Source organism: Sinomonas sp. T428B (assembly GCF_056780155.1).
In genome coordinates this window covers 3,619,481-3,645,354 of record NZ_JBRAZR010000001.1, presented here as the reverse complement: position 1 = coordinate 3,645,354, position 25,874 = coordinate 3,619,481, and the positions used below count along the sequence as shown (strand labels likewise).

24 protein-coding genes are annotated in these 25,874 nt (G+C 72.0%); 12 read left to right on the top strand and 12 right to left on the bottom strand.

From position 1 onward, the window contains the following. Positions 1-88: 88 nt before the first annotated feature. The 4 genes from ACUYMY_RS16875 to ACUYMY_RS16860 form a co-directional block, all read right to left on the bottom strand. Positions 89-2,791: a GH32 C-terminal domain-containing protein gene (locus ACUYMY_RS16875; RefSeq protein ID WP_481704673.1), complete on the bottom strand. Its 2,703-nt coding sequence runs from the start codon at positions 2,789-2,791 to the stop codon at positions 89-91. Positions 2,792-3,162: 371 nt separating this feature from the next. Next, positions 3,163-4,764 carry a glycoside hydrolase family 68 protein gene (locus tag ACUYMY_RS16870; protein WP_481704672.1) on the bottom strand — a complete coding sequence of 534 codons (1,602 nt, stop codon included), beginning with the start codon at positions 4,762-4,764 and terminating at the stop codon, positions 3,163-3,165. 294 nt (positions 4,765-5,058) lie between these two features. Then, the gene (locus ACUYMY_RS16865) at positions 5,059-6,783 is read right to left on the bottom strand and encodes a glycoside hydrolase family 32 protein (protein ID WP_481704671.1); all 1,725 of its coding nucleotides are present in this window, start codon (positions 6,781-6,783) and stop codon (positions 5,059-5,061) included. A 148-nt stretch (positions 6,784-6,931) separates the two neighbouring features. Then, on the bottom strand, positions 6,932-7,552 hold the full coding sequence (locus tag ACUYMY_RS16860; protein WP_481704670.1) for a TetR/AcrR family transcriptional regulator: 621 nt from the start codon (positions 7,550-7,552) through the stop codon (positions 6,932-6,934). A 93-nt stretch (positions 7,553-7,645) separates the two neighbouring features. Here ACUYMY_RS16860 and ACUYMY_RS16855 point away from each other — a divergent pair, with 93 nt between their 5' ends. Next, the gene (locus tag ACUYMY_RS16855; RefSeq protein WP_481704669.1) at positions 7,646-8,878 is read left to right on the top strand and encodes a beta-ketoacyl-[acyl-carrier-protein] synthase family protein; all 1,233 of its coding nucleotides are present in this window, start codon (positions 7,646-7,648) and stop codon (positions 8,876-8,878) included. A gap of 28 nt (positions 8,879-8,906) precedes the next feature. On the opposite strand, the gene ACUYMY_RS16850 is transcribed toward ACUYMY_RS16855, so the two are convergent. Beyond that, positions 8,907-9,290 carry a hypothetical protein gene (locus ACUYMY_RS16850; RefSeq protein WP_481704668.1) on the bottom strand — a complete coding sequence of 128 codons (384 nt, stop codon included), beginning with the start codon at positions 9,288-9,290 and terminating at the stop codon, positions 8,907-8,909. Between the two features lie 178 nt (positions 9,291-9,468). Here ACUYMY_RS16850 and ACUYMY_RS16845 point away from each other — a divergent pair, with 178 nt between their 5' ends. Then, positions 9,469-10,416, top strand: a complete 948-nt coding sequence (locus tag ACUYMY_RS16845; RefSeq protein ID WP_481704667.1) for a helix-turn-helix transcriptional regulator — start codon at positions 9,469-9,471, stop codon at positions 10,414-10,416. 47 nt (positions 10,417-10,463) lie between these two features. On the opposite strand, the gene ACUYMY_RS16840 is transcribed toward ACUYMY_RS16845, so the two are convergent. Together ACUYMY_RS16840 and ACUYMY_RS16835 are read right to left on the bottom strand one after the other, a co-directional pair. Next, the gene (locus ACUYMY_RS16840) at positions 10,464-10,598 is read right to left on the bottom strand and encodes a hypothetical protein (protein ID WP_481704666.1); all 135 of its coding nucleotides are present in this window, start codon (positions 10,596-10,598) and stop codon (positions 10,464-10,466) included. Positions 10,599-10,696: 98 nt separating this feature from the next. Further along, a complete protein-coding gene (locus ACUYMY_RS16835; protein WP_481704665.1) occupies positions 10,697-11,803 on the bottom strand; it encodes a LacI family DNA-binding transcriptional regulator in 1,107 nt (368 codons plus the stop codon). Between the two features lie 128 nt (positions 11,804-11,931). Between ACUYMY_RS16835 and ACUYMY_RS16830 the strand changes: the two genes are divergently transcribed. From ACUYMY_RS16830 to ACUYMY_RS16805, 6 genes are all read left to right on the top strand, one after another. Further along, complete coding sequence (locus ACUYMY_RS16830; protein WP_481704664.1) at positions 11,932-12,765, top strand: ABC transporter substrate-binding protein; 834 nt, start codon at positions 11,932-11,934, stop codon at positions 12,763-12,765. A 78-nt stretch (positions 12,766-12,843) separates the two neighbouring features. Further along, positions 12,844-13,626 carry an amino acid ABC transporter permease gene (locus ACUYMY_RS16825; protein ID WP_481704663.1) on the top strand — a complete coding sequence of 261 codons (783 nt, stop codon included), beginning with the start codon at positions 12,844-12,846 and terminating at the stop codon, positions 13,624-13,626. Between the two features lie 44 nt (positions 13,627-13,670). Beyond that, positions 13,671-14,495 (top strand): amino acid ABC transporter ATP-binding protein, encoded by an 825-nt coding sequence (locus tag ACUYMY_RS16820; protein WP_481704662.1) that lies wholly within the window; start codon positions 13,671-13,673, stop codon positions 14,493-14,495. After that, positions 14,495-15,628, top strand: a complete 1,134-nt coding sequence (locus ACUYMY_RS16815; RefSeq protein ID WP_481704661.1) for a Gfo/Idh/MocA family protein — start codon at positions 14,495-14,497, stop codon at positions 15,626-15,628. Before ACUYMY_RS16820 ends, ACUYMY_RS16815 begins: the two co-directional genes overlap by 1 nt. A gap of 12 nt (positions 15,629-15,640) precedes the next feature. Then, a complete protein-coding gene (locus ACUYMY_RS16810) occupies positions 15,641-16,768 on the top strand; it encodes an NAD(P)/FAD-dependent oxidoreductase (protein WP_481704660.1) in 1,128 nt (375 codons plus the stop codon). Positions 16,769-16,911: 143 nt separating this feature from the next. Beyond that, a complete protein-coding gene (locus ACUYMY_RS16805) occupies positions 16,912-17,295 on the top strand; it encodes a PAS domain-containing protein (protein WP_481704659.1) in 384 nt (127 codons plus the stop codon). 71 nt (positions 17,296-17,366) lie between these two features. Here the strand turns inward: ACUYMY_RS16805 and ACUYMY_RS16800 are convergent, their stop codons facing one another. Further along, complete coding sequence (locus tag ACUYMY_RS16800) at positions 17,367-18,383, bottom strand: SIS domain-containing protein (RefSeq protein ID WP_481704658.1); 1,017 nt, start codon at positions 18,381-18,383, stop codon at positions 17,367-17,369. A 55-nt stretch (positions 18,384-18,438) separates the two neighbouring features. Continuing rightward, positions 18,439-19,281, bottom strand: coding sequence for a PfkB family carbohydrate kinase (locus tag ACUYMY_RS16795; protein ID WP_481704657.1), 843 nt, complete (start codon positions 19,279-19,281; stop codon positions 18,439-18,441). A 146-nt stretch (positions 19,282-19,427) separates the two neighbouring features. Between ACUYMY_RS16795 and ACUYMY_RS16790 the strand changes: the two genes are divergently transcribed. Then, positions 19,428-20,504 carry a LacI family DNA-binding transcriptional regulator gene (locus ACUYMY_RS16790; protein WP_481704656.1) on the top strand — a complete coding sequence of 359 codons (1,077 nt, stop codon included), beginning with the start codon at positions 19,428-19,430 and terminating at the stop codon, positions 20,502-20,504. On the opposite strand, the gene ACUYMY_RS16785 is transcribed toward ACUYMY_RS16790, so the two are convergent. Next, a complete protein-coding gene (locus ACUYMY_RS16785; RefSeq protein ID WP_481704655.1) occupies positions 20,449-21,036 on the bottom strand; it encodes a 2'-5' RNA ligase family protein in 588 nt (195 codons plus the stop codon). The genes ACUYMY_RS16790 and ACUYMY_RS16785 overlap by 56 nt on opposite strands. A 49-nt stretch (positions 21,037-21,085) precedes the next feature. Here ACUYMY_RS16785 and ACUYMY_RS16780 point away from each other — a divergent pair, with 49 nt between their 5' ends. The 3 genes from ACUYMY_RS16780 to ACUYMY_RS16770 all read left to right on the top strand — a co-directional run bounded on the left by ACUYMY_RS16780 (position 21,086) and on the right by ACUYMY_RS16770 (position 23,474). Further along, positions 21,086-22,015: an NAD(P)-dependent oxidoreductase gene (locus ACUYMY_RS16780; protein ID WP_481704654.1), complete on the top strand. Its 930-nt coding sequence runs from the start codon at positions 21,086-21,088 to the stop codon at positions 22,013-22,015. Positions 22,016-22,067: 52 nt separating this feature from the next. Continuing rightward, a complete protein-coding gene (locus tag ACUYMY_RS16775; RefSeq protein ID WP_481704653.1) occupies positions 22,068-22,532 on the top strand; it encodes a DUF3817 domain-containing protein in 465 nt (154 codons plus the stop codon). 150 nt (positions 22,533-22,682) lie between these two features. Continuing rightward, positions 22,683-23,474 (top strand): NUDIX hydrolase, encoded by a 792-nt coding sequence (locus ACUYMY_RS16770; protein WP_481704652.1) that lies wholly within the window; start codon positions 22,683-22,685, stop codon positions 23,472-23,474. A 1-nt stretch (position 23,475) separates the two neighbouring features. Here the strand turns inward: ACUYMY_RS16770 and ACUYMY_RS16765 are convergent, their stop codons facing one another. Next, positions 23,476-24,423: a flavin reductase gene (locus ACUYMY_RS16765; protein WP_481704651.1), complete on the bottom strand. Its 948-nt coding sequence runs from the start codon at positions 24,421-24,423 to the stop codon at positions 23,476-23,478. 60 nt (positions 24,424-24,483) lie between these two features. Then, positions 24,484-25,791: an aminotransferase-like domain-containing protein gene (locus ACUYMY_RS16760; protein ID WP_481705088.1), complete on the bottom strand. Its 1,308-nt coding sequence runs from the start codon at positions 25,789-25,791 to the stop codon at positions 24,484-24,486. Positions 25,792-25,874 lie beyond the last annotated feature (83 nt).

The window sequence follows — 25,874 nt, the reverse complement described above, 5'->3', positions numbered from 1 at the left end:
GACGGCGGCCGCGCGCCGCCGTCGTCCGCCCCGCCTGCACGAAGTGGCCAGTCAACGGGCACGAGGTGGCCACTCAGCGGGGGTGCCGTCAGCGCTCGACGGCGGGCCGCCCCTGGTAGCGCGACGCGCCGCCCGCGCCGAACATCGACGAGGCCAGCGGCGTCGCCTTGAAGGACACGACCTGCGCCGTGCCGCCCTCGGCGAAGAGCGAGACGCGGTTCGCCCCCGCCGCCGGGAAGACCTGGTCCGTGATCGTGGCCCGGCCGCCCTGCGCGAAGACCTCCACGGAGGAACGGTCGAGGTAGATGCTCAGCTCGAGGGTGCCGTCCGCCGCGAGCTGGACCGGGACCGACTCGAACGAGGGGAACAGCGGCGAGAACCCGACGTCGCCCGACGTCCGCCGGTCCACGAACACGCGTCCGGTCCCGCGGTCGTAGCCCACGACCGTGCCGGTCGCGCCGTCGGAGTGCACGGTCACGCCCGTGCGCTCCGCGCTCCCCGGCTTGAGCACGACGTCGAGCCGCTGCACCTGCCCGTGCGCCGTCGAGGGTAGCTCGCGGGTGCCCGTCACGTCCGTGCGGGCGAGCTTGTGGCTTGGGCTCGCGCCCAGCGCCGCGGCCTCGGCGACCGGTCGCTGGACGAGCTTCGGGCCCGCGGGCGTGCTCTCGAGCGCGACCTCGCGCGGCAGGGCCATTGCGCTGCGCCACGGATGCGTCGGGATCTGGTTGGCGTAGTCCCAGTTGTTCATCCAGCCGAGCATGACCCTGCGGCCGTCGGGGGCGTGGTTGAACGAGACGGCGGCGTAGTAGTCGCGGCCCCAGTCGAGCCAGTCGTACTGCTGCAAGCGCGGCGTGGCGGGGGCGGGGCCGAGCCGGAACTCGTCGGCGAGGACGTGCCCCCAGCCGAAGCGGTTGTTGTCTACGATCCGCAGGCTCGCCTGCCGCCCGGCGAACTCGCGCACGTCCCAGCTGGCCCAGTCGAGCGCCTCGCTGTTCGCGCCGGTCGCGGTCCGGACCACCTGGCCGTCGACGACGAGGTTCACCGTGGTCTCGTCGGAGCGTGGCACGACGGCCTCGTCGGTGAGGACGACGTGGTCGAGCGTGAGGTGCCCCCAGCCGCCCGTCGCCTGGTCCACGACCCGCAGCTGGGCCTGCCGGCCCGCGAACTCCGCGACGTCCCAGCCCTTCCAGTTCAGCGCGCCGGCCTCCTCGCCCGCCGCGCGCCGCACGACCTGCCCGTCCACGAGCAGCTGGACCTCGAGCACCTGCCCGCTCGCGGTGTCGCGCCGGCCGCCGCCGATGAGCATCGCGAGGTTGCGGTGCGTGATCGCGAACGACGGCGATGTCAGGGTTCCGTGCCGATGGTCGCCGGCCCCGGTGGGAGCCTCGAAGGTGTTCACGCGCCAGGAGCCAAGGTAGTAGTCCCCGCCGCGGTCGACGGGCTGCTCGGCGGCGGCGAGGTCCCCGGTGCCGGACCAGCCGCCGGCCGCGAGCGTGCCGGATTCGAAGCCGTCGAAGAGCAGCTGGCCCGCGGGCGGGGTGTTGTCGAGCTTGTCCGAGACGCGCGGGTGCTGCCCGCCGCCGACGAGGAAGTTCAGGTACGGCTGGTCCACCGTGAACTGCGGGGACTCCATGCGCCCGAGGGGCCAGTCAAAGTCGTTGAAGGAGTTGACCAGGCCCGCGCCGACGAAGCCCGAGACGGCGTTCTGCCCGGGCAGCGTGCCGGCGGCCGGCGCCGAGGCGAAGGGCCCGTCCTTCCAGTTGCCCGGCTCGTTGGCGACGGTCCAGCCCTCGTACGTCCCGCCGTCGAACCCCCACAGCCGCTGCCCCTCGGGCAGGGCGTCCGCGGGCCGCGTCGACTCCGAGGTGAACGTGGTGCCGTCGAAGCTGCCCACGAAGTACTGGCCGCCCGAGCCGCCCGCGACCGCGCCGGGGTTGATGTTGACCACGAGCACCCACTTGAGGTTCGCGGGGTCGCCGTCGACCGCGAGCGGGAACAGGTCCGGGCACTCCCACTGACCGCCTGCCGCGTTCGCCGGGCCGAACTCGCTCAGCGGCGTCCAGTCGACGAGGTTGTCGGAGCGGTAGAAGAGCACCTTGTGCTCCTGGGCCTCGACGGCAGCCATGACCCAGTAGCTCCCGCCTGGCCCCTCGTAGCGGATCACCTTGGGGTCGCGGAAGTTCGCGGAGCCGCGGTCGAGGACGGGGTTGCCGGCGTACTTGGTCCACGTCGTGCCGCCGTCGGTGCTGTAGGCGAGCGACTGCGCCTGCCGCCCCGCGAGCGGGGAGCCGGGCTTGTACGCGCTCGTGTAGATGGCGACGAGCGGCGGGTTGTCGGGGGTGCCGAAGCCGGAGGCGTTCGCCTCGTCCATGACGACCGAGCCCGAGAAGACGTCCTCCTGGTCGTCGAAGCTCAGCGCGAGCGGCTGCTCGGTCCAGTGCATGAGGTCCGTCGAGGTCGCGTGGCCCCAGGACATGTTGCCCCACGTGTTCCCGAGCGGGTTGTGCTGGTAGTAGAGGTGGTACGTGCCGTTGTGGTAGACGAGGCCGTTGGGATCGTTCATCCAGTTCTGCTGGGGCGTGTAGTGGTAGGCGGGGCGGTATGGCTCGGTGCCGAGCTCGCCCGCCTCTGCCGGTGCCCCGGCGAGGGCCGCGGCGAGCAGCGCGGCCGCCGCGCCGAGGCTCGCGGCCCGGCGTCGGGGGTTCGGCCGATGCCCCTGCGTTCCCTCGGTTCCCTGCTCTGATGCCCCGCCTGTCGATTCCTGACGTGCTCGGCCGCCTCGCCGTGCCATAGATTCCGCCCTTCTCTGCGCGATGGTGACAACGTTGTCACCCGGGTTGCACGCTAGGAATTGTCCAGCGGACAAGTCAAGGGTTCGGGGTGGTGCCACAAGGTTTTGGCAGACGACGGCGAGCGGCGGCCTAAGTGCCATCGTGCAGGCGGGCGCCCCGCAGGTTGAGTGGCCAGATCCCCGGAGTTGGTTGGCCGGAGAGCCCTAGGACGTGATGTGGCCATTCAACGTGGGGGCTATGACCCCTCAGCGTGTGGAGATGGGCAGAGGCCCGGACGGGGTCGCCGTCCGGGCCTCTGGGGTGTGGTCCGCCGAGGTGTGGCGGACGGTCTGGGTGGGGCCCGGCGAGGGGCCGGGCGCCCAGGAGCCTGCTACTTGTACAGGCCCTCGCCGCCGACCTTGAGGTTGGTCGGCAGGTAGCCGTACGGGCCGAGCCCGTTCTGGCCGAAGCTGCGGTCCACCTGGGTCACGCCGCCCTTGAAGTTGATCTTCACGGTCGGGGACAGGGAGCCGCCGCGCACGCCGTTGACGTTGTCGATGAACGACTGCACGAGGCCGTTGGGCTGCACGTAGTGCGAGTAGGCCTGGAACTGGCGGCCGTTCTGCTGGGACGAGATGGTCCCGCTCGGGTTGTTGGCCGGCAGGTTCAGGTCCGTCGGCGAGCCGAGGGCGAGGCCCGAGCCGTTCACGGGCTGGAAGTCGGAGCGGATGCCGTCGCCCACGAAGCCGTAGACGCCGTCAGGGCCGCGCATGCCGTCCGAGTAGGTGAACTGGTGCGAGATCGTGTACAGGTAGTACTTGTTCTTGCCGTCCTCGTTCTGGATGAAGATCTGGGGACGCTCAGTCTGGTCGTTGACGCAGTTGGCCGAGAGGATCGGCGGCAGGAACGACCACTTGGTCAGGTCCTTGTTGTCCGCCACGGCGAGGCCGACGTTGGCGGTCTGGTAGTAGGCGCCGGTCGTCGAGTTGACCTGCTCGGCGGTCTCGGCATGCGGGTCGCCCGGACGGTAGCCCAGGTCCTCCTCGGTGCAGCGGTACTCGCCGCGGTTGCCGCCGGTGTTGCCCTCGAAGACCATGAAGGTCTTGCCCGGGTGCGCCGGGTCCTCGAACGTGTACGGGTCGCGGAACGCGAAGCCGGGGTTCTGCTCCCTGGTCTGGTACATCTCGCCGTCCGGCTCGAGCAGCTTGGTGTGCTCGAAGCCGTCGAACCACACGCGGTCCTGGTCGGCGTGGATGTTGCCGAGGGCCTTGGCGATCGCCGCGTCGGGGGCGATCCCGCCGCCGCCCGCGTTGCGCTCGGCCACGTCGTAGAACGTCGTCGCGGTGTAGAAGACGTTCACGTGGTTGCCCTGCATGAGGCGGGTCGAGCCGGACCACTCGGTGTTGCCGATCGAGGAGCCGTCGACGAACAGGTGCCCGCCGTAGTTCCACTTGTCCTTGGCCGGGTCCGCGTTCGTCTTGCGGTAGAAGAAGCCGATGCGCGCGTTCCAGTGGCGCTGGTCGAAGCCGTAGCCAGCGTGGCGGTCCGCCACGAGCGAGAAGATGACGTCGAACCCCTTGTAGCTGATCTGGTTCGCGTGCTCGTCCGTGAGGGACCAGGTGTCCCAGACCCACACGTCGTCGTTCATCGCCGGGAAGTCCTCGGGGATCTCCGGCATCGTGACGTCCGGGCTCATCGAGTTCTCGCCCGGGGCGACGTTCGGGTCGCTCTGCGCCATGATCTGGCGGGCGTCGGCGCGGGTCCACTTGGACGTGAAGTTCGCGGCCGGGTCGAACGCCTGCTGCGAGTGCTCGGTCGGCAGGGCGAAGCCGGGCGTGGGGGCAGGCATCTCGGACGACGGCGGGTCGGCCGGGATGTTCGCGAGCGCGGCGGGGGCGGCGGTGAGGACCGCGGCCGTGACGAGGGCCGTCGCGGCGGCGACGCGCCGCCGCCGGCGGCCCGTGGGCCGCGGAGGCTGCTGGAGATTCAGCATGGTGTGCTCTTTCAGTGGTTCTGTCAGGGGACCATGTTCGGCGGGCACACCGCTGTCCTGGGACGCGTTCGTCCTCAGGACGACGTCGTGCCCAGTGGCCCGCGCACCGGTCGGAACGCGGGCGGCTGTGCGGCCCGAGGGAGGGCCGCAGCTCCAAGCCTAGGAAAGCCTGGAAGGGCCTCTCAACCGGCCTTTGACAGATTGCGTAAGCGCTTGCACAAATTCATCTACGCGCGCGATGCCAAGTCAGAGCGAATGTGTCAAGTAAAGAAATATGACGCGCGGGAGGCGCCGTCAGCCCATCGCTGCTAGGCGAAATGTGTCCAGCTTCACGGCGCCCCCGACGGCCTCGACCCGCAGCGAGCGCTCGCCCGCCGGCGGGAACGTCAGGGCCGTGAGGGTGCTCCGCCCGCCGTCGACGAACACCTCGACCGAGGAGCGGTCCACGTACACCCGCAGCCGCACGGCCTGAGCGCCGGGCGTCCCCGGGGACGTCCGCGGGGCCCGGTACGCCTCGAGCGAGGCCTCCCTGGGGGTGCCTGCCGCAGCCGCGCCCGCGGCCTCCCCGAAGAGCCCGGAGGCGCCCCGGGCGAACGCGTCGTCCCGGGCCACGAAGGCCTGGCCGCGGGCGAAGTCGTAGCCGACGGTCGCGTACGGCTCGTCCCCGGCGAGGAGCTGGATCCGGGCCTCGCTCGCGCCCTGGCCGCGTGCGAGCTCGGCGTCGAGGACGAATGCCCCGCCGCCGGGCTGGTCGGCCTCGAACGCCGACTCGGGGGATCCGGGGGACCCCGGTGACAGGGTGCGCGGCCCGGGGGACGCCTCCCCGCTCTCGGCCTCCCCGAGCGCGGCGATCGGCTCGGACGCGAGCCGCGGCCCGCCGTCGTCCGTCACGAGACGCACCGTGCGCACCACTGAATCCGCGCCCATCCACGTGCCCGTGGGCACGTTGCGCGCGTAGGCCCAGTTGTTCATCCAGCCCATGAGGTAGCGCGATGCGCGCTGGTCCGCGGCGTGCGGGTCGGCCCACGTGAGGGCCGCGTAGAAGTCCGGGCCGTCGTCGGCCCAGCGGTGCGAGGGCTGGGCCTGGTCCGGGACGAACTGCCGGCCGTCCCACTGCCCGACCCAGTACGCGGTCCCCGTCGTGCGGCCCTCGGCGGCTCCGTTCGCGCCCGCCATGAGGACCCAACGCGGCCGCTGCGGGTCGCCGTCGAGGGTCAGCTCGAAGAGGTCCGGGCACTCGAGCGTGCCGAGGCCCGGCGACTCGAAGCCCGAGGCGTAGGTCCACGAGCGCAGGTCGGTGGAGGTGTAGAAGCCGATCTTGGGGCCCTCCGCCAGGGCCATGACCCACTGCCCGCGGGCCTCGTCGCGGAGGACGCGCGGGTCGCGCCAGTCGTGTTGGCCGGGGTTCTCCATGATCGGGTTGGCGGGGTCGCTGCGGAACGACTTCCCGCCGTCCGTCGAGCCGAAGAGCGACTGCCGCTGCACGCCGTCGTGCTGCTGGGTCAGGATCGCGACGACGGCGCCCCGCCCGAAGCCCGCCGCGCCCTCCTCATCGATGAAGGCCGTGCCTGTCTCGATGTCCCCGAGCCCGTTCTGGAACTTCTCGATCGCGACGCCCTCGTCCTTCCAGTGGACGAGGTCCGTGCTCGACATGCGCCGCCACGAAGTGCCGTTCCCGTGCGGGTGGTCCGCATTGAACAGGTAGTAGGCCTGCCACACGCCGTCGACGAGGAGCGGCCGCTGCGGGTCGTTCATCCAGGCCTCGGGCGGGGTGTTGTGGAAGACGGGGCGGTAGGGGTCCGCGGGCTCGGCCGGGGCAGCCGTCTCGGCGGCGTTGGGCGCGGGGGAGGGCTGCGGGGCGAGCGTCGTCAGGACGAGCGCGAGGACCGCGGCGAGGACGACGGCGCCCCCCGCCGCCGCGATCAGCAGCCGGCGGGCGCGGGGCGGGAGGGCTGCGAGCGGGTTCGGGCGGCGGGGCAGAGTGTGACTGGCGGAGGGGGTGCGAGGAGTCTGAGCCATGACCGTAGGGGATTCGGGGGACAAGTCAGCCCTCGATGCTACGCGGACAGGCTGGACGAATCCCGAGAGCATGCTGGACGGGTCAAGTCCGCGGCCAGCGGGCTTTCGGTGGCGGAGGCCACGCGACGAGCCTACCCGCCCGCGGGACTCACGCCTTGTCGCGGCCGGCGGCCTGGTCCCGGATCGTGAGCGTGCCCGCGAGGTCGAGGTCCGCCTGCGTCCCGGGGTAGCCGGACTCGGCGATGAGGATCGCGCCGAAGGCGGCGGACCAGAAGGTCTTGACCTCCTGGCGCGCGGTGCGGTCGATCCGCCAGCCACGCCGCTCGAGCATGCGCTCGAGGTAGCGCTCGGACATCCGGAACAGCAGGCTCAGGTGGCCCTTGACCACGGGGCCGAGCTGGGGCTTGGCGCGGGCGAGTGCGAGGGCGCTGATGACGACGGGCAGAGACGGCGTGACGAGCACGGTCCGGGCGATCGCGCGGCGGAACGCGGGCGCCGAGGACATCCGCGAGCCTGCGCCCTCGATCCGGCCGGCGTCCCGGAGGAGGAGCAGGAAGGCCGCGTGCACGAAGAGGGAGTCCTTCGAGCCGAAGTGGTACGTGATCTGGTTCGGGAACACCCCGGCCGCGCCGGCGATCTCGCCGACCGTGACGGAGTCCGCGGGCCGGGCGGCGAAGAGGGCCGCCGCCGCGCGGACGATGCGCTCGCGGGTGTGCGCTCCCCGCGAGCGGGACGCGTCCCGAGACTGAGTCATGCGTGCCCTGGCCATAGATGAAGTCTAAAGTTCGGCAAAGTTGTATGCTGTACAAGCAAGCTTCTTGTATCGCATACAACTGTTTTCGCAGGGCGTTGAGGGGGACACGTGGGGCACACCGAGATTGTGATCACCGGAATGGGCGCGACCACGCCGCTCGGCGGCACCGTCCCCGAGCTCTGGGACGCCATGCTCGCCCTGCGCTCCGGGGTCCGCAGCCTCGACGGCGCCGGGATCCCCGGCTTCGACGGCTCCCTCCCCGTGCGCATTGCGGGCACGCTCGCCGTCGAGCCCGAGACCGCGCTGACACCCGCGCACGCCCGGCGCCTCGACCGCAGCCAGCAGGCCGCCGTCGTCGCGGCCCGCGAGGCGTGGCAGGACGCCGGCGCCCCCGAGGTCGACGGCGACCGGCTCGCCGTCGTGATCGGCACTGGCATCGGCGGCGTTCAGACGCTCCTCGCCCAGGACGACGTGCTCGAGCGCTCGGGCGCGCGGCGCGTCTCGCCGAGGACCGTCCCGATGCTCATGGCCAACGCCGCCGCCGCGCAGCTCAGCATCGAGTACGGCGCCCGCGCGGGCGCCTCGGCCCCCGCCTCGGCGTGCGCCTCGGGCGCCGAGGCGATCGTCCAGGCGGCCCGGCTCATCGAGTGCGACGAGGCGGACATCGTCATCGCCGGCGGCGCCGAGGCCGCCATCACCCCCCTGACCATCGCCGGCTTCGCCCAGATCGGCGCGCTGTCCAAGGACGCCGGCGACCCTGAGAAGGCCTCCCGGCCCTTCGACGCGCACCGCACGGGCTTCGTGCTCGGCGAGGGCGCCGGCGTCGTGGTCCTCGAGCGCGCCGAGCACGCCCGCGCCCGCGGGGCGAGGGCCCGCGCGGTCCTCGCCGGCTACGGCGTCACGGCGGACGCCTTCCACATCACCGGCACCGACCCCGAGGGCGCGGGCCAGGTCAAGGCGATCCGCAAGGCCCTCGGCAAGGCCGGGCTCGCCGCGGGGGACGTCCAGCACGTCAACGCGCACGCGACCGGCACCCAGGTCGGCGACGTGAGCGAGGCACTCGCGGTCCGCGAGGCGCTCGGCGGCGACGTGGCCGTGACCGCGCCCAAGGGGGCCCTCGGCCACCTCGTCGGGGCGGCCGGCGCGGTCGAGGCGATCCTCACGGCCCGCACCATCGAGACCGGCGTCATCCCCGCCACGCGCAACCTCGAGGAGCTCGACCCGGAGGTCGAGCTCGATGTCGTCGCCGGGTCGCCGCGCGAGCTGCGCGTCGAGGCCGCGGTTTCCAACTCGTTCGGCTTCGGCGGGCACAACGTGAGCCTCCTGCTCACGCGCGCCTGAGCGGTCAGGCGCTTCGCCCCTGGCGCGCCTACCAGAGGCGCGCCTGGCGCAGGAGCAGCTCGCGCCGCACGGCGTCCCGGCGCTCCTCGATCCGCGCGTCCCAGGCCCGGTCGCGCTGGGAACGCGTGAGTCGCGAGCGGACGACGGCGGCGACGGCCCCCCAGAGGCCCCTCGCCTCGCTCCGGGGCTCGGCATCCTCGGCGGGCGTCCCGCGCGGCGGTTCGACGCGGAGGTCGAGGTCGGCGACCTCCATCGCCCGGTCGACCGCCTCCTCGAGGGCCTCCTCCTGCGCGACGGTGAGCCGCACCCCAGGCAACGTGGCGAGCGTGCCCTGACCCGGCGCCGTCGTGCGCCCGACTCCGACCGTGTATTCCGGGCCGATCCAGACGTCCCCTGTGATGACCGTGCGCATGTCCTCTCCCGTTCCCCCCGACCAGTGATGTGCCCTGCGGTCCTCGACCCCAGTGAGACGCCCCTGCCTCCCGCTCGCGACGTGGACTCCCCTGTGGACAACCCTGTTCGTGCTCACGCATCCAGCATCCCGCGCGAAGAGGACAGCATCGGTCCGCTGCCGGGGCCATGATGGAGCCATGCCAGACACGACGCAGCGGGTCCTGACCCTGCTCAGCCTCCTCCAGTCGCGGCCCGTGTGGACCGGCGCCGAGCTCGCCGAGCGGCTCGGGGTCACGACCCGGAGCATCCGCCGCGACGTCGAGCGGCTGCGCGAGCTCGGCTATCCGGTCCGCGCCGAGCACGGCACGGGCGGCGGCTACCAGCTCGGGGCGGGCAAGGCGCTGCCGCCGCTCCTGCTCGACGACGAGGAGGCCGTCGCCGTGGCCGTGAGCCTGCGGCTCGCCGCGGGCGGGACGGTCGCGGGGCTCGGCGAGGCGGCCGTGCGCTCGCTCGCGAAGCTCGACCAGGTGCTCCCGTCGCGGCTGCGCGCCGAGGTCAAGGGCGTCATCGACGCGACCGTGAGCCTCGACAGCCCCGTCACGGCCGTCGACGCGGACGTCCTCGTGGCGCTCGCCCGCGCGATCCGCACGCCCGAGCGGGCGACCTTCGACTACACGAAGTCAGGCGGGGAGCGCTCGGAGCGGCGAGTGGAGCCCTACCGACTCGTGGCCGCGGCCCGGCGCTGGTACCTCATGGCGTGGGACCTGGACCGCGAGGACTGGCGGACCTTCCGGCTGGACCGCATGGCCGCGGCCCGCGGGACGGGCTGGCGGTTCCAGCCGCGCGACGCGCCCGACGCCGTCGCCTACGTCCAGGCCTCGATCACGCAGGCGCCGTACCAGTTCGTCGCGAAGGTGCGCATCCACGCGCCGGCGCACGAGGTGGCCGAGCGCGTCCCCTCGACGATGGCCGTCGTCGAGCCGGACGGGGACGACGGCGCGATCCTCACCGCGGGGGCGGACGACCTCGACTACGTCGCGTACCACGTGGTCCGGCTCGGCTGGCCGGTGACCGTGCTCGAGCCGCCGGAACTGCGCGAGGCCATGCGCACGCTGGGGGAGCGGCTCACGGCTGCGGGGGCGTAGCGAGGGGGTCGGGCAAGACGGCGCGTGCCCGCCTCGGGCGGCGGCGCTCAGCTGCGTGCGGGGACCTTCCGGGCGTCCCTGCCCGTGGGGCGGGGCTGCCCGTCGCGTGGGCCAGCATCGTCCTCTGCCTGCTCCTGGAGCCACTCGAGCTTGTGCTCGTGGACCAGGGTTCGCCGCTTCACGATGAGTCCTTTCGCCATCCGGCGTCTCCGGTGAATCGGAGGCCGGTGAATGTGGGACCGGTAGATTGATGGAGGACTGTTGCCCGGTGGGGGAGGGTTCAACCCACTGAGGAGGGCTCGCTTCGGTTCAGCGGAACGGCCGACGGCGCCCGGCCCACCGACCGCCGCTCCACGAGGTCGGCGGCCAGGCTCGGCCCGGGCTGCGGCGCCTCGCCCCGCAGCTGCGCGAGCAGCCAGCGGGCGGCCTCCTGGCCCATGTCGTACACCGGCTGCGCCACGACCGTCAGCGGGGGCTCCACAAGCTCCGTCCAGGGGAAGCCGTCGTACGCCACGACGGAGATGTCCTGCGGGATCCGCAGGCCCCGCCGCCTGAGCTGGCGCAGCACCTCCATGGCGATGAGGCTGTCCGAGCAGACGACGGCGGTCGCCGGCTCGGGTGCCTCCAGCAGCTCCGCGGTGGCCGCGGCGATGGCCTCGTCCGAGGTCGCGTTGAGCTTCACGAGCGTCCGGTCCCACGATTCACCCGCCTCGTCGAAGGCCCTCTCGATCCCCTCGATGCGCTCGGACACGGGGGAGATCCCGAGCTCCGCCCCGCGGGCGTACGGCTGGGGGGACTTGAGGCTTGAGACGTAGCCGATCCTGGAGTGTCCGGCCCCGAGCAGCAGGCGCCCGACCTGGAGCGCCGCGTCCCGGAAGTCGACCATCACGGACGGGACCTCGAGGGTCCGGACGCGGCGGTCGAAGAGCACGAGCGGGCGCCGGCTGTCGAGGACTGACTTGAGGTGCGCAGTCTCGGTGCTCGAGCACGGCGCGACGATCAGGCCCGCGACCCGCTGCTCCTGCAGCAGCTCGACAGCCTCGACCTCCGCCTCGAGCTCCTCGCCGGTGTTGGCCAGCACCACGCTGTAGCCGGCCTTGCGCATCACGTCCGAGATACCGCGCAGGGCCAGCCCGAAGTGGGGGTTCTCGATGTCGCCCACCACGACCCCGATGGAGGTGGACCTCCCGCTGGTCATGCTCTTGGCCAGGAGGTTCGGCCGGTAGCCCAGGCGGTCGGCGGCCTCGAGCACGAGGGAGAGCACCTGCTCGCTGACGGACCCGTAGCCCCCCAGCGCCCGCGCGGCCTGCGCCTTGGAGACTCCTGCCTCGCGCGCCACATCGGCGACCGTGGCCTCGCGGCCCCGCCGTCCGCCGTCGTCCGTCATCGTGAAATCCTCCGCCGGTTGGGTTGACGCTCACGCTGCAACGTGAGTACAGTCACATTATCCCAATTTTGAGACCGGTCTCAAGCACAGGAAAAGAGACCGGTCTCACGACACCGAAACGGAATCAGATGGAACGTCGCACCTTCATCCGCACCGCTGCTGCAGCCGCGGCGGCCTCGCTCGCTCTGTTCATGTCGGCCTGCGGGGGGAACTCGACTGCCTCCTCCTCCGCGGACAACCCCTACAAGCTCATCACCCCCGGCCAGTTCCGCGTGGCCAGCATGGGCGATGCCAAGCCGTACACCTACACGGACGCGTCCGGCAACTTCACCGGCTTCGACGTGGAGTTCTTCAAGGACGTCGCACACCGCGTCGGCGTGGACAACGTGGTCTTCACCGGCCAGGACTTCGCGGCCATCCTCCCGGCGGTCGCTAACGGCCAGTTCGACGTCGGCGTCGCGGCCATCGGCATCACCGAGAAGCGCAAGCAGACCGTGGACTTCTCAGAGGGCTACCTCGCCGGCTACCTGACCGTGATGACCACCAAGGAGTCGGGCATCACGAACGAGCAGGGCCTGAGCGGCAAGCGCCTCGGCGTCGTGCAGGGCACGCTGCAGGAGCAGTACGCGGTGAAGAACTTCGCCAGCGCGAGCCTCGTGCGCTTCCCGGACAACAACGCCGCCGTCTCAGCCCTCAACGGCGGGACCGTGGACGCCCACTTCCTCGACTACGAGGCCTACAAGGAGTACGCGACCAAGTACCCCTTCGTCAGCGCCGCGGACATCCCCTCCTTCGACGCCCCGGCCGGCTTCGCCATCGCAAAGGGCAAGCCGGAGCTGAAGGCGGCCCTCGACAAGGCCGTCAAGGAGGCCATGGCCGACGGGACGTGGAAGCGCCTCTACGAGAAGTGGTTCCCGGGCTCGCCGATGCCCAAGCAGTACCTGCCCGCCTCGGAGCAGTAAGCCCGACGGCGTCCAGCGCGGCGGGGTGCCCGACCGGGCCCCCGCCGCCCTCCCGCCCCTGACGACTGAGAGTCTGACATGGACCTTTTCGACAACCTCGCCAAGACCTTCCTGGACTTCGAAGCCATGGCCGAGGTCTTCCCCCAGCTGCTGCAGGTCGGCCTGGCCAACACGCTCGTGATCTCGATCGCCGCGACCCTGATCGGCACCGCGATCGGCATGGTCCTGGCCATCATGGGCATCTCGCCCCTGGCCTGGCTGCGCTGGCCGGCCCGCATCTACACCGACCTGTTCCGCGGCCTGCCGGCCATCGTGACCATCCTGCTGATCGGGCAGGGCTTCGCCCGGTTCAGCCAGCAGGTCTTCGGCCCGAGCCCGTACCCGCTGGGCATCTTCGCGCTGTCCCTCATCGCGAGCGCGTACATCGGCGAGATCTTCCGCGCCGGCATCCAGGCTGTGGACAAGGGCCAGCTCGAGGCCTGCCGGGCGCTGGGCATGAGCTACGGCCGGGCGATGCTGCTCGTAGTCGTCCCGCAGGGCATCCGCCGGGTGCTTCCCGCGCTGGTGAACCAGTTCATCGCCATCGTCAAGGACTCCAGCCTCGTGTACTTCCTCGGCCTGCTCGTCTCCGAGCGCGAGCTGTTCCGCGTCGGCCAGGACGCCGCCGTGCTGTCGGGCAACCTGTCCCCGCTCGTGCTCGCGGGCCTCTTCTACCTCGTGGTCACCGTCCCGCTGACCCACCTCGTCAACTACATCGACCACCGCTTCCGCACCGGCCGGCGCAAGGCCGCCGCCCCCGTCTCGGGCCTGCGCGAAGTCGATGAGCTCAACGAGACGAACGCCGTCGCAGGGACCAGGTGAGCGCCGTGCAGACCACACCCCACACCGGCCCTACGGAGACCGACATGACCACCGTCGCCAGCAAAACCCCCGAGACCCGCGCCGCCGCCCGCGCCTCGTCCGCCCGCGCCGCCGCCGCGCAGGACGCGCCGAACGCTGAGTACCACGGCTCGAGCCTCGAGCTGCGCAACCTCACCATGGCCTACGGGCCCATCAAGGTCCTGCGCAACGTCAGCCTGGCCATCGCCCCCGGCACCACGACCTGCATCATCGGCCCCTCCGGCTCCGGCAAGTCCACGCTGCTGCGCGGCATCAACCGGCTGCACGAGCCGAAGTCCGGCGACGTGCTCCTCGACGGGAAGTCCATCCTCAAGGAGAAGCCGGACGTCGTACGGCGGAAGATCGGCATGGTCTTCCAGCACTTCAACCTCTTCCCCGACCACACGGCGCTGCAGAACGTGGCCCTCTCGCCGTGGAAGGTCAAGGGCATGCCGAAGGCCAAGGCCTTCGAGATCGCCCGGGCCCGCCTCGAGGAGGTCGGGCTGGGGGAGCGCGCCGACCACCGCCCGCGCGACCTCTCCGGCGGCCAGCAGCAGCGCGTCGCGATCGCCCGCGCCCTGGCCATGGAGCCTCAGGTCATGCTCTTCGACGAGGCCACCTCGGCCCTCGACCCCGAGCTGGTCAAGGGCGTGCTGAACCTCATGGCCGGCCTGTGTAAGAAGGGCATGACGATGGCCGTGGTCACCCATGAGATGGGCTTCGCCCGCAAGGTCGCCGACCAGGTGGTGTTCATGGACGAGGGCGAGGTCGTCGAGGCCGGGACCCCGGACCAGCTCTTCGACCACCCGCAGTCCAAGCGCCTGCAGAAGTTCCTCTCGGAGGTGCTGTGATGGGGGGACTTCCGGGAGCGGATGAGGAGCCGGGCGAGGCTGAGATTCGCCCCGCCATCCGCACAGCGATTGTCGGCTTCGGCGTCTCGGGCCGCGTGTTCCACGCCCCGCTGCTCGCCGCGAACGCCGACTACGCCGTCGAGGCCGTCGTCACGGGCAACCCCGAGCGGGCCGCCGCCGCACGGCGCCGCTTCCCCGCGGCCCGCGTCGTGCCGGACTACGCGTCGCTCCTGCGCCTCGTGGACGACGGCGAGCTGGCGCTGGACCTCGTGGTCCTCGGCACCCCGCCCGCCGGGCACCGGGCCGAGGCGCTCGCGGCGATCCAGCGGGGCCTGCACCTCGTGGTCGACAAGCCCTTCGCCGCCTCCGCCGCCGACGCCGAGGCCATCATCGCCGCGGCGGACGACGCCGGCACTCGCCTCACGGTCTTCCAGAACCGCCGCTGGGACGCCGACTTCCTCACCCTCGCCCGGCTGGTCGAGTCCGGCCGCCTCGGCCGGGTCCGCACCTTCGAGTCCCGCTTCGAGTGGTGGCGTCCCGAGGGCTTCGGCAACTGGCGCGATTCGACTCCCGTCGCCGAGGCCGGGGGCCTGCTCTTCGACCTCGGCAGCCACCTCATCGACCAGGCCGTGCGGCTCTTCGGCCCCGTCGAGGAGGCGAGCGCGCAGCTCCGACGCCACTCCGGCCCCGTCGAGACCGGCGCTGACGAGGACAGCTTCGTGACCCTCCGCCACGCCTCCGGCGTCGTGAGCCGGCTCTGGATGAACGGGCTCGCCCCCGCCGTCGGCCCGCGCTTCCACGTCCTGGGGAGCGAGGCCGGGTTCACGAGCTGGGGCCTCGACGGGCAGGAGCCGGCCCTCGACGCCGGTGCCGATCCCGCGGAAGCGGACTACGGCGTCGTGCCCCCCACGGCGTGGGGGCGGCTTGCCAGCGGCGGGAGCCAGGAGCCCGTGCCGTCCGAGCGCGGCGACTACCCCGCCTTCTACCGCCTCCTCGCCGCCGCCCTGCGCGGCGAGGGCCCGCTCCCCGTTGACCCGGAGGAGTCCCTCGAGGTGCTCCGCCTGATCGAGCAGCTCCACGAGAAGACGCCCATCCGCACCACCGCAGAGACCCTGCAGACCGCACGAACCTAAGGAAATCCCTCCATGTCTGAAGTGAACGCCCCCCGTTCCGTGGCCGTCATCGGCGGCGGCGTCATCGGCGTCTCGACTGCCGTCCAGCTCCTGCGGCGCGGCGCCGAGGTCACCCTCATCACCGAGGCCGGGCTCGCCTCGGGCGCCTCCGGGCGCTCGCTGTCCTGGCTGAACTCCGCGGGAGAGCGCTCCAAGCCCTACCACGAGCTGCGCCTGGCCGGCATCGACCGCTACCGCACCCTCTTCGCCCAGGACCCGAGCCGCGAGTGGCTGCAGTTCGGCGGCGGCCTCTACTGGGGCGCTGGCGACGGCGAGGCGACCCTGGCCCGGCACGAGTACGAGCTCTCGCACGGCTACGACTCGAAGCTCGTGGGCCCGGAGACCGTCGGCTCCCTCACCCCCGGCATCAACGCCGCCGCGGTGGCCGAGCAGTCGATCTTCAACCCGGGCGAGGGCTGGGTCAGCCTGCCCGAGCTCATCGACTTCCTCATGGCCGAGTTCGCCGAGCGCGGCGGCCGCCTGGTCCAGAACGCGGGCAAGGCCTCCGTAACGGTCGACGCCGGGGGCCGCGCCGCCGGGGTCGAGACCGAGGCGGCGGGCAGCTTCGCGGCCGACGCCGTGCTGGTCGCCTGCGGCCCGCAGACCCCCTCCGTCGTCGCCCCGCTGGGCGTCCACATCGGCGACGCCTCCCCGGTGTCGATGCTCGTGGTCACCGAGCCCTTCGAGACCAAGGCCAAGGCCGTGCTCAACACTCCGCGCGCCGCGATCCGCCCGAACCCGGGCTCGACGATCGCGGTCGACCACGACTGGTACGAGGAGCACATCGTCCAGGACGAGGCGGGCGTGTACTCGATCCCCGAGCCCGTGGTCGGCGAGCTCCTGGCCGAGGCCGGCAGGCTGCTGGCCGGGACCCCCGAGCTCAAGGCGGCCCACTGGAAGATCGGCCTCAAGCCCATCCCCGGCGACGGCGAGCCGGTGTTCGGCGAGCTCGAGAAGGTGCCCGGCTGCTTTGTGGCGTTCACCCACTCCGGCGCGACGCTCGCGCTCATCGCGGGCGAGCTGCTCTCCGGCGAGATCGTGACCGGCCGGAAGCACCCGATGCTCGCGACCTTCCGCCCGGAGCGGTTCGAGAGGAACTGACCACAGCCTCGGACGCGGTTGCCCCTGAGGGGGCAACCGCGTCGTCGTGCTTCCGCGACCTCCGTGGGGCCCGCCTGTCCTTTCGGGTCTTGACCCGGCAGAGCCGCCCTCCTAGCGTCGGGGCAAGCGAAAGGAGCCCTGCGATGACCGCGTCGCACGAGACCGTACTCGCCGAGCTGGCCGGGCATCTGAAGCCGGTGTTGGACCAAAGCCCTGACGGCGTCTACCTCTGGCTCGATGAACAGCACAAGGTCTGCAACGAGCAGTTGGCCACGATGTTCGGGTACGACGTCGCCGAGTGGCAGGCGGTCGACGACTTCGCGGCGGCGTTCATCGCGGAGGAGAGCCGATCACTGTACGTCTGGCACTACCAGCACGAGGTCGCCGAACTGCGGTACCCGGTGTCCTTCCGGTTCCGCGGCAGGCGCAAGGACGGATCGACCTTCGACGCGGAGACGGACATGATCCCGCTGACGTACGCCGGGCATGTCGTGGCGTACCACTTCGTCCGCCAGATCGGCGCGTAGGGTTCTTCGGACAAGGAACAGGTGGGGGCGGTGCGTGCACCGCCCCCACCCGCTCGCGGGAAGACCCCCGATCAGTAGGCGAACTGCCACATGTAGCGGCGCCCCTCGAGCGAGTAGCCCCGCACGGCGGCGTAGTGGGCGGCGAGGCGGAACGCCAGCGTGTAGAACACGAGCGGCGCGACGAGCGCGCGCATGCCCGCGGGGATGCCCGGGAGCTCGAGCTCGCGGCTGTCGATGCGGAAGGTCTCGCCGCTGTACTTCTCGAGGAAGCGGTCGGCCCGCTCGGCCAGGGGCCGCGTCTCGTCCTCGGGCAGGTACAGGAGGGCCTTCGTGTCCCTGTCGAAGACCTCGAAGGGGCCTTGGAAGAACTCGTTCGCGTTGAGGGTGGCCGCGTGCATCCACTGCATCTCCTGGAGGAAGCAGCTCGTGAAGGTCGAGCCCATGCCCTGGAGGGATCCCGAGGCGATCAGGTAGGTCACCCGGACGTCCTTCATGTTCTCCGCGATCTTGGCGGCGTAGGGCTCGAAGGCCAGGACCGCCGTCTCGGCGGCGGCGGGGAGCGCCCGGAGGGCGGCCAGCTCCGCGGACACGTCCTGCCCCTCGCGCTTGAGCAGGGCGAGGGCCAGCAGCTGCAGGAGCATCTGGCTGCCGTCGCCGGCCTGGGCGACGAAGGGAGTGCGGACGGCCTTGGCCAGGCCGCCCTCCGCGTTCAGGGTGACTGCGGCGACGGTTGCCCCCCGTTCGCGGGCCCACGACGCCGCCCGGACGGTTTCGGCGGTCATGCCCTCGGCGGAGAGCGCGATGACCAGGGCTCCCGGCCCGACGCCGGGGGAAGCCCGGTGGTAGAACTCGTCGGAATTGACGGCCGTGACGGGAGTGCCGCTCCGGCTCTCGAGGAGGTACTGCGCCGCATTGAGGCCGGAGAGGGAGCCTCCCGCTCCGACGAGGTACACGCGGCGGATCCCGTCCAGTGAGGCGATGTAGGAATCGACGGCGGGCCAGAGGCCGAGGGCGTGCTCCTGGGAACTGCGGACGGTGGCGGGGATGCCCTTGACGGGCTGGGGGCCGAGGAAGGTTCCGTCGGTCATGGTGGTGCTCCTTGGTTTGCTGGTCGGTGGTGGGCGTGAGGGCGCTGGAGGGAGGTCAGCGGGTCGGTGCGCCGATGTCCGCGGCGAGGGGTTCGCCGTGACCGAAGGCGCCGAAGGCGGTGCAGGTCTTGGCTGCGGCCGCCGCCGCGTCGCGGAGGAGGAGGGCGGGGTCTTCCTGGCGCAGGAGGCCCACGAGGACGCGGGCGCAGAAGGTGTCCCCTGCCCCCAGGGTGTCGACGGCCTGGTCCGTGGGATGCGCGGGGACGGTCCAGCGTCGGAGCCCGCTGCTGAGGACGGCGCCGCGCGTCCCCCGGGTGAGAAGGCTCCACCTCGAGCCCGATGCTTCGGCCAGGGCCACGAGATCCTCGAACTCCCGCTCATCGAGGCCCCCGCCGGAGTAGGAGGCCAGATAGCACGAGCTGCCCAGGAGGCGCACACGCTCCGGGGTGGCACTGACGCTGAAGTCGTACGAGACCCGGGTCCTGGCGGCGAGGTCGGGAATCCACTGGTCCAGTCCGCTCGAGGCCCCGACGTGGACGGCGTCGACGTCCTCGATCCGCCGCAGGTCCGCGACGCTCGGCTGGAATCGCGAGACGCCCAGGTCCGAGGAGAGGAAGACGCGATCGCCGCCGTCGTCGTGTCCGATGAGGCAGAAGGCGGTGGTCCCCTGCGCGCGCCGGAGGCCGCCCGTGTCCACGCCTTCTTCGTGGAGCGCGCGTTCGATGGCGTCCCCGGCGGCGTCGTGGGCGACCTGCCCCAGATAGGAGGATTCGGCTCCGAACCGGGCGGCGAAGGCCGCGACGTTGACGGTGTTGCCGCCGGGGAACATCATGCCCAGGGCCGGGTAGCAGTCCACGACGTTGTCGCCGATGCCGGCGATGCGGACCGATCGCTTCACAGTGCCTCCGGGAGATTCTCAGGTACTTGGGTCCGGACCCAATCCACGGGCTAAAATAAGGTTGGGTCCGGACCCAACCGCTAGGAACGTATCTTGGGCAGTTGGAAAGTGTCAAGGGTCATGCGGCCGCGAACAAGGGAGTAGGGATGTCGGAGGAGTCGAGGGGACGCGACGTTACCGTCGCCGACGTCGCGCGGCTCGCCAGGGTGGGGAAGTCCACGGCGTCCCGCGCCCTCGGCTCCTACGGCTCGGTGAGTCCCGACGTGCGCCAGCGCGTTCTGGCGGCGGCCAAGGAGCTGAACTATCGCCCGAATGAGGTGGCGCGGGCGATGAACACGGGCCGCTCGCGCACCCTCGGCGTCATCGTCGGCGACATCGAGAACCCCTACTTCAGCATGGCCATGCGCGGCATCACCGACGCCGCGAACGCGGCGGGCTACGACGTCATCCTCGCCAACACGTCCGAGAACCTCGAGACAGAGATCCACGCCGTCAGAGTCTTCCTCGACAAGAGGGTCGACGCCGTCGTCGCCGCCCCCTCGTCCGCCTACGCCGTCGACCATCTGCGGGATGTCAGGGCCTCAGGCCGGCCGCTCGTCCTGCTCGACCGCGAGGTGCCCGGCCTGGAGGCCGCGTCCGTGAGGGTGCACATCGCCCCGGCCGCGCGGGAGGCGACGGCGACGCTCGTGCAGCTCGGGCACCGCCGGATCGCCTACCTCTCGGCCCTGCTCACGGACGGGGAGCAGTTCTCGGGCTTCCCGCTCGGGATCTCGTCGGTCGAGGATCGGCTTCGGGGCATCCTCGACGCCCTCGAGGACGCCGGTATCGTTCCGGACCCCGCCCTGCTCCGCTTCCAGGCGTCGACGTCCGAGCGCGTGGCCGCCGCGATCGACGAACTCCTCGGCCTGCAGGAGCCGCCCACCGCAGTCCTCGCCTCGGACAGCACGATCGCCCGGCATGTGATGCTGGCGCTCAGGGAGCGGGGAGTCCGCGTGCCCGACGACCTTTCCCTCATCGTCCTGGACGACTTCCCGTGGGCGCCCTTGGTCTCCCCGGCACTGACGGTCGTGGCCCAGCCGATCTATGAGGTAGGCCTGGCGGCCGGGCGTGCGGCCTTGGACGGCATCGAGGGGCGCCCCAGTGATCCCCCGCCGCTCGAGGCCACCCTCATCCTGCGGAGTTCCCACGGTCCCCGGCGCCAGCCGGTTCGCCCACCCGAGTAGTCGCGGGTCGGCTCGCGAGGGCCGCCACCGCGACCACCTCCGGGCGGCCGGGGCCGGGGCCGGGGGCCATGTCGACGAGCGCTAGCTGTGCGAGCGCCAGCCGCTGGCCGGGGAGCGCCCGGCCCCGGCCCGTCGCCGTGACGTGCGGCCGGAACCCCACGCCGGTGAACTGCGGGTTCTCGAAGCCGAAGCGCCCCGCGAGCTCCGCGGCGAGCCGGCGCGAGAGCCACGCGTGCAGCGCCTCGAGCCCGGGGTGCGGCTCGACGAGGGCCACCAGGGTGTCGTGCCGGGCCCCGAAGAGCTCCTCGGCCCCCGCCACGCACGCGAGCGCCGAGTGCCCTCGCGCCGCGTCGCCGAGGACGTGCGCGAGGAGGGGAGTGCCCGCCGTCGTGCGGAAGACCGGCGCGACGGTGACGTGCAGCGGCCAGTCGCGCACGGCGTAGCGCTCGCCGACGGCCATGGGGGCCAGGGGGAGGACGACGGCGAAGCGGCGCCACCCGCCGTCGCGCGCCCCGCGGTGCGGCGGCTTCATGTGTGCGAGTCTAGGCGGGTCCCGCAGCCCCGCTGGCTAGGCTGGCCCCATGGCTTCCGCACCCGCCCTCCGCGTCGCCGTCCACGGCGAGCCGCTGGCCTACCTCACCGGCGCAATCGAGGCGGGAGGGGGCGTCGTCGTCGGGCTCCGGGACGAGCCCGAGGCCCTCGTCCTCGACCACGGCAACGACAAGGCAGCGCTCAAGGGCATCCTCGACGCGACGCCGTCGATCCGCTGGGTCCAGCTGCCCTCGGCCGGGATCGAGGCCTACGCCGACGCCCTCGCCGCGCACCCCGGGAAGGTCTGGACGAGCGCGAAGGGCGCCTACGCCAAGCCCGTCGCCGAGCATGCCCTCGCCCTGACCCTCGCGCTCTTGCGGCACCTGCCCGAGCGCGCCGCTGCCCGCTCGTGGGGGCGGGCCTCTGGCACCTCGCTGCACGGCCTGCGGGCGCTCGTCGTCGGGGCCGGCGGAGTCGGGCTCGAGATGCTCCGGCTGCTCGCGATGTTCGACGTCGAGGCCGACGTCGTGCGCCGCACCCCCGCGCCCGTCCCCGGCGCGCGCAGCACGACGACGGCCGCCGACCTGCCCGCCCTCCTCCCTGAGGCCGACGTCGTTGTCGTCGCGGCCGCGCTCACCTCCGGGACGGCGAGGCTCATCGGCGAGGCGGAGCTCGCCGCGATGAAGCCGAGCGCGGTGCTCGTGAACATCGCCCGCGGAGGGCTCGTCGACACCGACGCGCTCGTCGCGGCGCTCTCGGACGGGCGCATCGCGGGGGCGGGCCTCGACGTGACGGACCCTGAGCCGCTGCCGGACGGGCACCCGCTCTGGGACGAGCCGCGGGCCCTCATCACACCGCACACTGCGGACACGATCGAGATGATCCGCCCCCTTCTCGGCGAGCGGGTCACCGAGAACGTGCGCCGGCTCTTGGCGGGCCGCCAGCCCGAGGGCCTCGTGGACGCCGCCGCGGGCTACTGACGCCTGCGAGGATGGAACGGTGACGACCCTCAGGACGAGCCGAGCAGGCACCGTGACTCCCCGATCCCTCTACCGCGCGCTCGCGCTGGCCGAGATGGCCACGTGGACCCTCCTCATCCTGGGCATGGTGCTCAAGTACGGGCTCCGCGTCGGCGACTGGCCCGTGCAGGTGGCTGGCATGGCGCACGGGATCGTCTTCGTCTCCTACGCCGTGACGGCCGCGCTCGTCGGGGTGAACCAGCACTGGCCCCTGGCGCGGATCGCCGCGGCGGTCGCGACCGCTGTCGTGCCGTATGCGACGTACCCGTTCGACCGGTGGCTCGAGCGCCGCGGCCACCTCGAGGGCGGCTGGCGGCGCGAGCGCACCGAGGACCCGCGCGACCACACCGCAGCGAGCGCCGTCCTGCGCACGCTGCTCGCGCACCCCGTCGCGCTCGGTGCGGGGATGGCCGTGGCGGTGGCCGCGATCGTGGGCACACTCCTGTTCCTCGGGCCGCCCACGGAGTGGGGCCGTTGAGCGTCGGCCTCGAACCGGGGCTGGGCGTACGAAACTGCACAATTCAGGGGCTGATCGGGCTCGCCGAGGCCGGATCCGCCCCTGAATTGTGCAGTTTCTGACGGTCCGGGCCGCATCCCTTCCAGGCGTGGCCGGGCTAGATTGGGGCGCATGGCAGACGCTGAGGAGACCCAGGACTCGCCGCTCGTGGGGGAGGCCGCGACCGTCGTGCTGCTGCGCGAGAGGTCCGCGAACGCTGGGCCGCACGGGCCCGGCGTGGAGGTGCTCCTCCTCGAGCGGCCGCACTCCGGCACGTTCGCCGGCGCGTGGGTGTTCCCGGGTGGGCGCGTGGACCCCGAGGATCTCGTCGCCGGGGACTCCGCGGCCGATGCCGGCGAGGTCCCTGCCACGGGACCCGAACGCGGCTTCGGCCGGCCCGCCTGGCGGGGTGTGGCACCCGAGCGCGGTGCGGCGCTGGCCCGGGCGGCCCTGCGCGAGACGCTCGAGGAGACGGGTCTCGCCCTCGACCCCTGGGTCCTCGTCCCGCTGTCCCACTGGATCCCGCCGCTCGGGGCGCCGAAGCGGCTGCGCACGTGGTTCTTCCTCGCGGAGCACCCCGGCGGCGAGGTGCGGCTCAACCCCGGCGAGCACGTCGGCTTCGAATGGCTCACGCCCGCCGCAGCGCTCGAGCGGCACGCGGACGGCGACGTCGTCCTCGCCCCGCCCACGTGGATCACCCTGCACGGCCTGCGCGGCGCTGGCAGCGTGCGGGAGGTGCTCGAGGGACGCGGCGCCGAGCCCGGATTCGAGCGCTACTTCAGCCATCCCCTCCGCGGGGAGGGCGGCGTGCGCGCGGTCATGTGGTCAGGGGACGCCCAGTACGAGGACCCCTCCGCGGACGGGCCCGCACGCCACCGGCTCTGGACCGAGTCCCTGCCCTGGCGCTACGAGCGCACCGTCTGAGTCAGAGCTCCTCGAGGCGGGCGCCGTCGAAGAAGCGGCCGGCCTTGTAGACCATGGGATGGGCCTCTCCCACCTCGGCGTGGCGGACGCGGCCGACGAAGATCGTGTGCGTCTTGGCCTGGAAGCGCTCCTTGATCTCCGCCTCGAGCGAGGCGGACGAGCCGTCGATGAGCGGCGTGCCGTGGGGGCCAGCGTGCCACTCGAGGTCGGCGAACTTGTTCGCGGCCTTGGAGGCGAAGGTGCGCACCGTGCCCAGCTGGGCGTTGCTGAGGATGTTGATCCCGAGGTGCGAGGACTGGAACAGCGCGGGGTAGGTCGAAGACGTCTTCTGGACGCAGACCAGCACGAGCGGCGGGTCCAGGGAGATCGAGGCGTAGGAGTTGGCGGCGAGGCCGCGCGGCCTTCCCTCGTTGTCGATGGTCGTCACGACAGTGACTCCCGTGACGAACTGCCGGTTGAACCCCTTCAGGACCTCCGACGGGAGATTGCCGGAGAGGGTGTCCACGACGACGTCCGGGGCCTCCTCGAAGGCGGAGTCGAGGGAGGGGACGCCGAGGTCGGCCAGGAGCTCGGCGGAGTCCCACGTGACGCGCTCGTAGGCGATGCGGCCGTCGCGCAGCGTGAGGGCGTTGGAGCCGCGGGTCTCGACGACGCCGCCCGTGGGCGGGACGCCGCGCAGCGGCTGCGTGAACGTGCCGGTCGTCGTCCAGAAGATCGCGACGTCGTCGCCGCTCGCGATGACCTTGTCGATGCGCGTGGTGAGATCGGGGAATGCTGCCCGGACTTCGGCGATCTCCTGCTTGAGCTCGGCAAGGCCGGTGACCTTCTTCGTCCCGGTGCTCTCGCGCTGGTAGTCAGCCGTGACGATCGCGTCGAACGCGTCGACGTCGCCCTCGTCCCAGGCCGCCCTCCAGGCTGCTGTCACAGTGTCGGTGATCGTCGGTTGCATGCCACAACCGTAGGACTCGATGTGCATCGGCGCGAGGAGACGCGTAGCGCGCTGTGAGGGTCAGCCCGCCGTGGCGGCCTCCGCCCGGTGCTTCGCGAGCGCCGCCCGCACCACGGGCGCAAGCCGCCGCACGCCCTCGCGGATCTGCTCGGGCGAGACGCCGCTGAACGCGAGCCTGAGCTTGCTGCTCGGGATGTCCGACGGCGTGAACGCGGCCCCGGGGATGAACACGACGCCGGCGTCGATCGCCTCGTGCAGGAGCGGGTACGTGTCGATCCCCTCGGGCAGGGTGACCCAGACGAAGAAGCCGCCCTCCGGCGTCGTCCACTCCGCCTCGGCGGGGAAGTGCTCGGCGAGGGCCTCGAGCATCGCGGCGCAGCGCTCGGCGTAGACCGCCCGGGCGTCGGCGAGGTAGCTGCGCCAGTCGAAGGAGCCGAAGAACTCGCTCACGATCAGCTGGCTCAGCGTGGACGGGCACAGCACCACGGCCTCCGCCGCGAGGTAGAAGCGCCGGTAGAGGTGCCGCGGCACGAGGGCCCAGCCGAGCCGCACGCCGGGGGAGAAGATCTTCGAGAACGAGCCGCAGTAGATGACGTCGTCCGGGTTGTCGGCGCGGAGGGGCCGCAGCGGCTTCCCGTCGAAGCGCAGCATGCCGTACGGGTTGTCCTCGAGGACGAGGATGTTGTGCTCGCGGCAGATGTCCACGACCTTCTGGCGCCGCTCGGCGGCGAGCGTGATCCCGGAGGGGTTGTTGAAGCTCGGGATCGTGTAGAGGATCTTGATCCGCTTCCCGGCCTCCTCGAGCTCGCGGATCCTGGCCTCGAGCTCCTCCGGGACGAGGCCCTCGGCGTCCAGGGGGACGGTCTCGACCTGCACCTGGTAGGCCTCGAACGTGTTGAGCGCGCCTACGTAGGTCGGGTCCTCGACGAGCACCACGTCGCCCGGGTTGCAGAAGACCTTCGCCGCGATGTCCTGCGCGGACTGCGAGCCGGTGGTCACGACGACGTCCTCGGGCGAGGCGCCGGCGATCCCCTCCTCGGCCATGATCTCGCAGATGAGCTGCCGCAGCTCCTCGGTGCCCTTGCCGCCGCCGTACTGCAGCGCCGTCATGCCCTGCTCGGCGATGACCCGCCGTGCCGTCTCGGCGACGGAATCGAGCGGCAGGCGGGTCAGGCTCGGGGCGCCGCCGGCGAGGGAGACGAGGCCCGGGCGGATCGAGATGTCGAAGACGTCCCGGACGGCGGACTGCCTGATGTTGTGCGCGCGGGCGGAGAACAGGGATTCGTGGCGGTGGCTGGCTTCGGCGCGCTCGAGGGCCGTCTGCGTCTCGGCGGTGAGCTCTGTGGCGGTCAGCATTCCGGCGGTCATGTCCTGTGAAGTCACTCACACATCCTAACGCCCGAGTTGTTGGATATGCACTTTTTGTTTCTTCTGCGGCCGCTCGTGCCGCG

Coding starts and splice junctions, on each gene's coding strand:
- ACUYMY_RS16875 (WP_481704673.1), bottom strand. CDS start 2,791: ATGGCACGGCGAGGCGGCCGAGCACGTCAGGAATCGACAGGCGGGGCA.
- ACUYMY_RS16870 (WP_481704672.1), bottom strand. CDS start 4,764: ATGCTGAATCTCCAGCAGCCTCCGCGGCCCACGGGCCGCCGGCGGCGG.
- ACUYMY_RS16865 (WP_481704671.1), bottom strand. CDS start 6,783: ATGGCTCAGACTCCTCGCACCCCCTCCGCCAGTCACACTCTGCCCCGC.
- ACUYMY_RS16860 (WP_481704670.1), bottom strand. CDS start 7,552: ATGGCCAGGGCACGCATGACTCAGTCTCGGGACGCGTCCCGCTCGCGG.
- ACUYMY_RS16850 (WP_481704668.1), bottom strand. CDS start 9,290: ATGCGCACGGTCATCACAGGGGACGTCTGGATCGGCCCGGAATACACG.
- ACUYMY_RS16845 (WP_481704667.1), top strand. CDS start 9,469: ATGCCAGACACGACGCAGCGGGTCCTGACCCTGCTCAGCCTCCTCCAG.
- ACUYMY_RS16835 (WP_481704665.1), bottom strand. CDS start 11,803: ATGACGGACGACGGCGGACGGCGGGGCCGCGAGGCCACGGTCGCCGAT.
- ACUYMY_RS16830 (WP_481704664.1), top strand. CDS start 11,932: ATGGAACGTCGCACCTTCATCCGCACCGCTGCTGCAGCCGCGGCGGCC.
- ACUYMY_RS16825 (WP_481704663.1), top strand. CDS start 12,844: ATGGACCTTTTCGACAACCTCGCCAAGACCTTCCTGGACTTCGAAGCC.
- ACUYMY_RS16820 (WP_481704662.1), top strand. CDS start 13,671: ATGACCACCGTCGCCAGCAAAACCCCCGAGACCCGCGCCGCCGCCCGC.
- ACUYMY_RS16815 (WP_481704661.1), top strand. CDS start 14,495: ATGGGGGGACTTCCGGGAGCGGATGAGGAGCCGGGCGAGGCTGAGATT.
- ACUYMY_RS16810 (WP_481704660.1), top strand. CDS start 15,641: ATGTCTGAAGTGAACGCCCCCCGTTCCGTGGCCGTCATCGGCGGCGGC.
- ACUYMY_RS16805 (WP_481704659.1), top strand. CDS start 16,912: ATGACCGCGTCGCACGAGACCGTACTCGCCGAGCTGGCCGGGCATCTG.
- ACUYMY_RS16800 (WP_481704658.1), bottom strand. CDS start 18,383: ATGACCGACGGAACCTTCCTCGGCCCCCAGCCCGTCAAGGGCATCCCC.
- ACUYMY_RS16790 (WP_481704656.1), top strand. CDS start 19,428: ATGTCGGAGGAGTCGAGGGGACGCGACGTTACCGTCGCCGACGTCGCG.
- ACUYMY_RS16785 (WP_481704655.1), bottom strand. CDS start 21,036: ATGAAGCCGCCGCACCGCGGGGCGCGCGACGGCGGGTGGCGCCGCTTC.
- ACUYMY_RS16780 (WP_481704654.1), top strand. CDS start 21,086: ATGGCTTCCGCACCCGCCCTCCGCGTCGCCGTCCACGGCGAGCCGCTG.
- ACUYMY_RS16770 (WP_481704652.1), top strand. CDS start 22,683: ATGGCAGACGCTGAGGAGACCCAGGACTCGCCGCTCGTGGGGGAGGCC.
- ACUYMY_RS16765 (WP_481704651.1), bottom strand. CDS start 24,423: ATGCAACCGACGATCACCGACACTGTGACAGCAGCCTGGAGGGCGGCC.
- ACUYMY_RS16760 (WP_481705088.1), bottom strand. CDS start 25,791: ATGACCGCCGGAATGCTGACCGCCACAGAGCTCACCGCCGAGACGCAG.